Source organism: Vibrio genomosp. F10 str. 9ZD137 (genome assembly GCF_049974785.1).
GTDB lineage: Bacteria > Pseudomonadota > Gammaproteobacteria > Enterobacterales > Vibrionaceae > Vibrio.
Map to the genome: position 1 here is coordinate 1 of NZ_JBNGCJ010000315.1, position 4,186 is coordinate 4,186.

The 4,186-nt window shown below is 43.2% G+C and carries 4 protein-coding genes; 3 read left to right on the forward strand and 1 reads right to left on the reverse strand.

The genetic code is table 11. From position 1 onward, the window contains the following. The first annotated feature begins 325 nt into the window (after positions 1-325). A complete protein-coding gene (locus ACP45E_RS06125; protein ID WP_017035387.1) occupies positions 326-1,054 on the forward strand; it encodes a hypothetical protein in 729 nt (242 codons plus the stop codon). An 86-nt stretch (positions 1,055-1,140) separates the two neighbouring features. On the opposite strand, the gene orn is transcribed toward ACP45E_RS06125, so the two are convergent. Further along, the gene (orn, locus tag ACP45E_RS06130; protein WP_017038559.1) at positions 1,141-1,686 is read right to left on the reverse strand and encodes an oligoribonuclease; all 546 of its coding nucleotides are present in this window, start codon (positions 1,684-1,686) and stop codon (positions 1,141-1,143) included. Positions 1,687-1,833: 147 nt separating this feature from the next. Here orn and rsgA point away from each other — a divergent pair, with 147 nt between their 5' ends. Both rsgA and asd read left to right on the forward strand, forming a co-directional pair. Then, positions 1,834-2,889, forward strand: a complete 1,056-nt coding sequence (gene rsgA, locus ACP45E_RS06135; RefSeq protein ID WP_017035390.1) for a small ribosomal subunit biogenesis GTPase RsgA — start codon at positions 1,834-1,836, stop codon at positions 2,887-2,889. A gap of 110 nt (positions 2,890-2,999) precedes the next feature. Then, entirely contained in the window at positions 3,000-3,881 is an 882-nt protein-coding gene (gene asd, locus ACP45E_RS06140) for an archaetidylserine decarboxylase (protein ID WP_017035391.1), read from the forward strand. Positions 3,882-4,186: the final 305 nt, after the last annotated feature.

Below are 4,186 nucleotides of genomic sequence, written 5' to 3' on the forward strand. Positions count from 1 at the left end.
ACCAACTGAGCTAGTATCGCTTTGACAACGTTTCCGTTGTTTAGGGATGCGAATTATAAGAGCATTTATTTGTGATGCAAGTCATTCCGATAAAAAAACAGCTTTTTTTTTCTATCCGCCTAAAAAGCCATCATAATTTCCAGTTTACTGACCTTATGACTAAAACTGGCGAATCATTCAACTCACAAATTAAAGAGATAATGCGAGATAAGCCATTATTTGCTCTACCCAGTTCATGAATAGATCGAAGATATTGCTCCTTTAGTATAACTTTGATCAATATATCCACTCGTTTAAGTCGCGCACCGTCATGGAAAGACAATTAATGCCTCTCTTAAAGCACACTGTGATCTTATTGCATTACCGAGCGATAATACTCGCTAGCCTACTGTGCCTGACACTTTCCAGTTGTGGAACAGTGCCGAAGCCAATCAGAAACCTAGGAAAGAGTGACATTGATTTTGTGATGGATGTACATGCTCGTCAACAAAAACAGATGATGATTCGGCTCACCCAAAAATTGTACGCTCGCAATCCCTCTCAACTCAAAAAAAATGAAGGCATGACCGTAGAAAAACGCATTGAACAAATTTTTGGTTCACTTGATGAAACCGAACTACCAACACTAATTTTTGACGAACTTGGCGGCGTGACCAGCGTAGAGGCTATTCTTCTCAGCTTTGACGAAAACTACCAAGGCGATCGCGTTTTTGCCGCAGTCGTCGGTCTTTCAGAAATGCTCAGGCGCTCTTACAACCACCAACAGGAATTTTTTATTCTCGATTCGCTTGATGAACAAGCGCTTTACAACAGTGCCCGCAATATCGAGATTTTTGTTTGGCGGCTTTACCACCGAAGAGACGCAAATGGAGACTTATTCATTCTAACAAATCGATTGAGTGAAACAGGCGCTGACACGAGCTTTGACCGCCTCTTTGCGAAAATGACCCTAGTTCAGGATATGATGGCGCTCATCGTGGCAGATAAAATGAATCGTAGTATCACGAAAGTCGTACACGGCGTTGCTCAATTCGCATTTTTACCCGTACCCTAATAAAAATGCCAGCATATAATTACTGGCATTTAAAATAGCAGGCATTAAATAAGAGGCGAAGCTCATTGCCGTTAGTTAGGGCTGAATTAAATCGAAATGATCGTTTGGCGGTAATATTTCAGCTCAGCAATAGACTCACGAATATCATCAAGCGCCAAGTGACTGCCACTTTTAGAAAAACCGTCCAACACTTCCGGTTTCCAACGGCGAGTGAGCTCTTTTAAAGTGCTAACATCGATATAACGGTAATGGAAATATTGCTCAAGTTCAGGCATGTGTTTAAACAAAAAACGACGATCTTGACCAATGCTGTTTCCACAGATAGGCGATGCTGATTTAGGCACCCATTTCTCTAAAAATTCAATCGTTTGTTTGATCGCGTCTTGTTCACTGACTTGGCTTTTACGTACACGTTCTACCAACCCACTTCCTGTATGAGTCGTGGTGCACCACTCATCCATTTTATCTAATTCGACATCATCTTGATGAATGGCAAGAACAGGACCTTCAGCTAAAATGTTGAGTTCACTATCAGTCACGACAGTCGCAATTTCAATGATCTTATGAGTTTCAGGATCTAAGCCTGTCATCTCAAGATCGACCCAAATTAAGTTTTGATCGCTAAAGGACATGAGTGAGTTGCCTATTTGTTTAAGGATAAAAGAGGTACTATACCCAAATAAGGATCCCCAAGATAGTTCTGAATCATTAGCATTCGCTGAAACAGCAGGCCTTCTGGAGGTAGATCGCATCATCAATAACGTATTGAAGACATCATTGTGGCAAAAAAGAAAAAATTGACCAAAGGTCAAGTACGAAGAGTACGTAGCAACCAGAACAAACGACTCAAGAAAGAAGACTCTATCCAATGGGATGAGAGCATGCTCGGCGGTGCCAAAAGAGGCCTAGTTATCACTCGGTTTGGCCAGCATGCTGATATCGAAGATCTTGAGACGAATGAAGTTCACCGTTGTAACTTACGCCGCAGCATTGAAACCTTAGTTTCAGGTGACAGAGTGACATGGCGCGCAGGTTTAGAGTCGATGGCTGGTATTTCAGGCGTAGTTGAAGCGGTTGAGCCTCGCACATCGATGCTGACTCGCCCTGATTATTATGACGGTTTAAAACCCGTGGCTGCTAATGTCGACCAAATGGTGATTGTTTCAGCGGTATTACCAGAATTATCGCTCAACATCATCGACCGGTACCTTATTGCCTCTGAAACCGTGAGCATCGCGCCGTTAGTCGTATTGAATAAAGTCGATTTACTCACAGAGCAACAAATTAGTGAATACCGCGAAACACTCAAGGAATACGAGAAAATCGGCTACAAAGTGATGTTTGTGAGCAAAGAGTCAGGCTATGGCATTAAAGAACTTGAAGCGGAACTCAAAGATCGCATCAACATTTTTGTCGGTCAATCTGGGGTGGGTAAATCAAGCCTGGTAAATGCACTCATGCCGACTCTTGACATTGAAGAAGGCGAAGTATCTGAAAACTCTGGTCTTGGTCAGCACACCACCACGGCAGCGCGTTTGTATCACTTCCCTTCCGGTGGCGATTTGATCGATTCTCCAGGCGTTCGTGAGTTTGGTTTGTGGCACCTAGAACCCGATGAAATCACCGATGCCTTCATTGAATTTAAGCCCTACTTAGGTGGCTGTAAATTCAGAGATTGCACGCACAACGACGACCCAGGGTGTATTTTGCGTGAAGCGGTCGAACATGGAAACATCAGTAAACTTCGCTTCGACAATTACCATAGAATCATCGAAAGCATGGCTGACAACAAAGATAACCGACAATACTCTCGGAGCAAAAAAGCCGACCTTTAAGTGGTTTTTGTATGCAAATATTGTCTGCTTACTGACAATCAAAGCATATTTAAGTAGTATCTCGCGCCCAGAACAAAGTCGATCATTTAAACAGTATTGGAATTTTTACAATGGATAAGATTAAAGTTGAACTGCAGCACTGGCTACCAAAGCATGCTTTAACCCGTTTGGTCGGCAAATTAGCCTCTGCTCGATTGGGCAGTTTAACCACCGCGATTATTCGTGGATTTATCAAACAATACAAAGTCAACATGGATGAAGCGTTACACTCGGATCCATCTCACTTCAAAACATTTAACGAATTTTTCGTTCGTGAGTTAAAAGATGGGCTTCGCCCTGTTGCTGAAGGTGATCAAGTTATCACTCACCCAGCCGATGCGTGTGTCAGTCAATTCGGCCCGATTGTCGATGGTAAGCTTATTCAGGCTAAGGGCCATGATTACACATCGGTCGAACTACTTGGTGGTGATGAAGAACTGGCCAATGAATTTGCCGATGGTGAGTTTGCCACCTTATATCTTTCGCCAAGTGATTACCACCGTGTGCACATGCCGTGTGATGGTGTTCTACGCCAAATGATTTATGTGCCGGGTGACCTGTTTTCTGTTAACCCATTAACCGCAGAGAATATCCCAAATTTATTTGCCCGCAACGAACGCGTGGTGTGTATCTTTGATACTGAATTTGGCCCGATGGCGCAAATTTTAGTGGGTGCAACGATTGTGGGTAGTATTGAACTGACTTGGGCAGGAACCGTCACTCCGCCTCGTGGCAATACGGTTTATCGTTGGGGCTACCCAGCGGAAGGCAATAAATCGGTTCATCTCAAAAAAGGACAAGAGATGGGGCGCTTTAAGTTAGGTTCAACCGTCATCAACCTGTTCGCTAAAGACGCCATTACCTTTGAAGAAAGTATGCTGCTCGGTGCACCAACTCGCATGGGTGCGCCATACGCCCACAGCAAAGCAGACGATAGCGCTGGCGAAGAATAACGCTGTAATAACAAAAGCGACATTATGACTTATGCCCTGTTCATCACAGGGCATTTTTGATTAGAAACAAAACTCATCCAATAAAATCCACCACTTATTAAAACTATAACGCTCGTCCAAGTCCTCTATTTCCAAATCGCCTATTCTACTTTGACTCTCTTTTTATTGTAGGAATCGCTCCATGCCAGCACTGAATAAAGGTGTTTTAATAAAGTTGTTTATTTGCTTTATGTTACCTCTCGCCGTTTTATTCATTCCGATTGATCTGATTCCTATCGATGATCTGACACTAGATCGGAAGAGCG

Excerpts from the sequence above, each read along its gene's own strand:
- orn (WP_017038559.1), bottom strand. The coding sequence starts at position 1,686 with ATGTCCTTTAGCGATCAAAACTTAATTTGGGTCGATCTTGAGATGACA.
- asd (WP_017035391.1), top strand. The coding sequence starts at position 3,000 with ATGGATAAGATTAAAGTTGAACTGCAGCACTGGCTACCAAAGCATGCT.
- ACP45E_RS06125 (WP_017035387.1), top strand. The coding sequence starts at position 326 with ATGCCTCTCTTAAAGCACACTGTGATCTTATTGCATTACCGAGCGATA.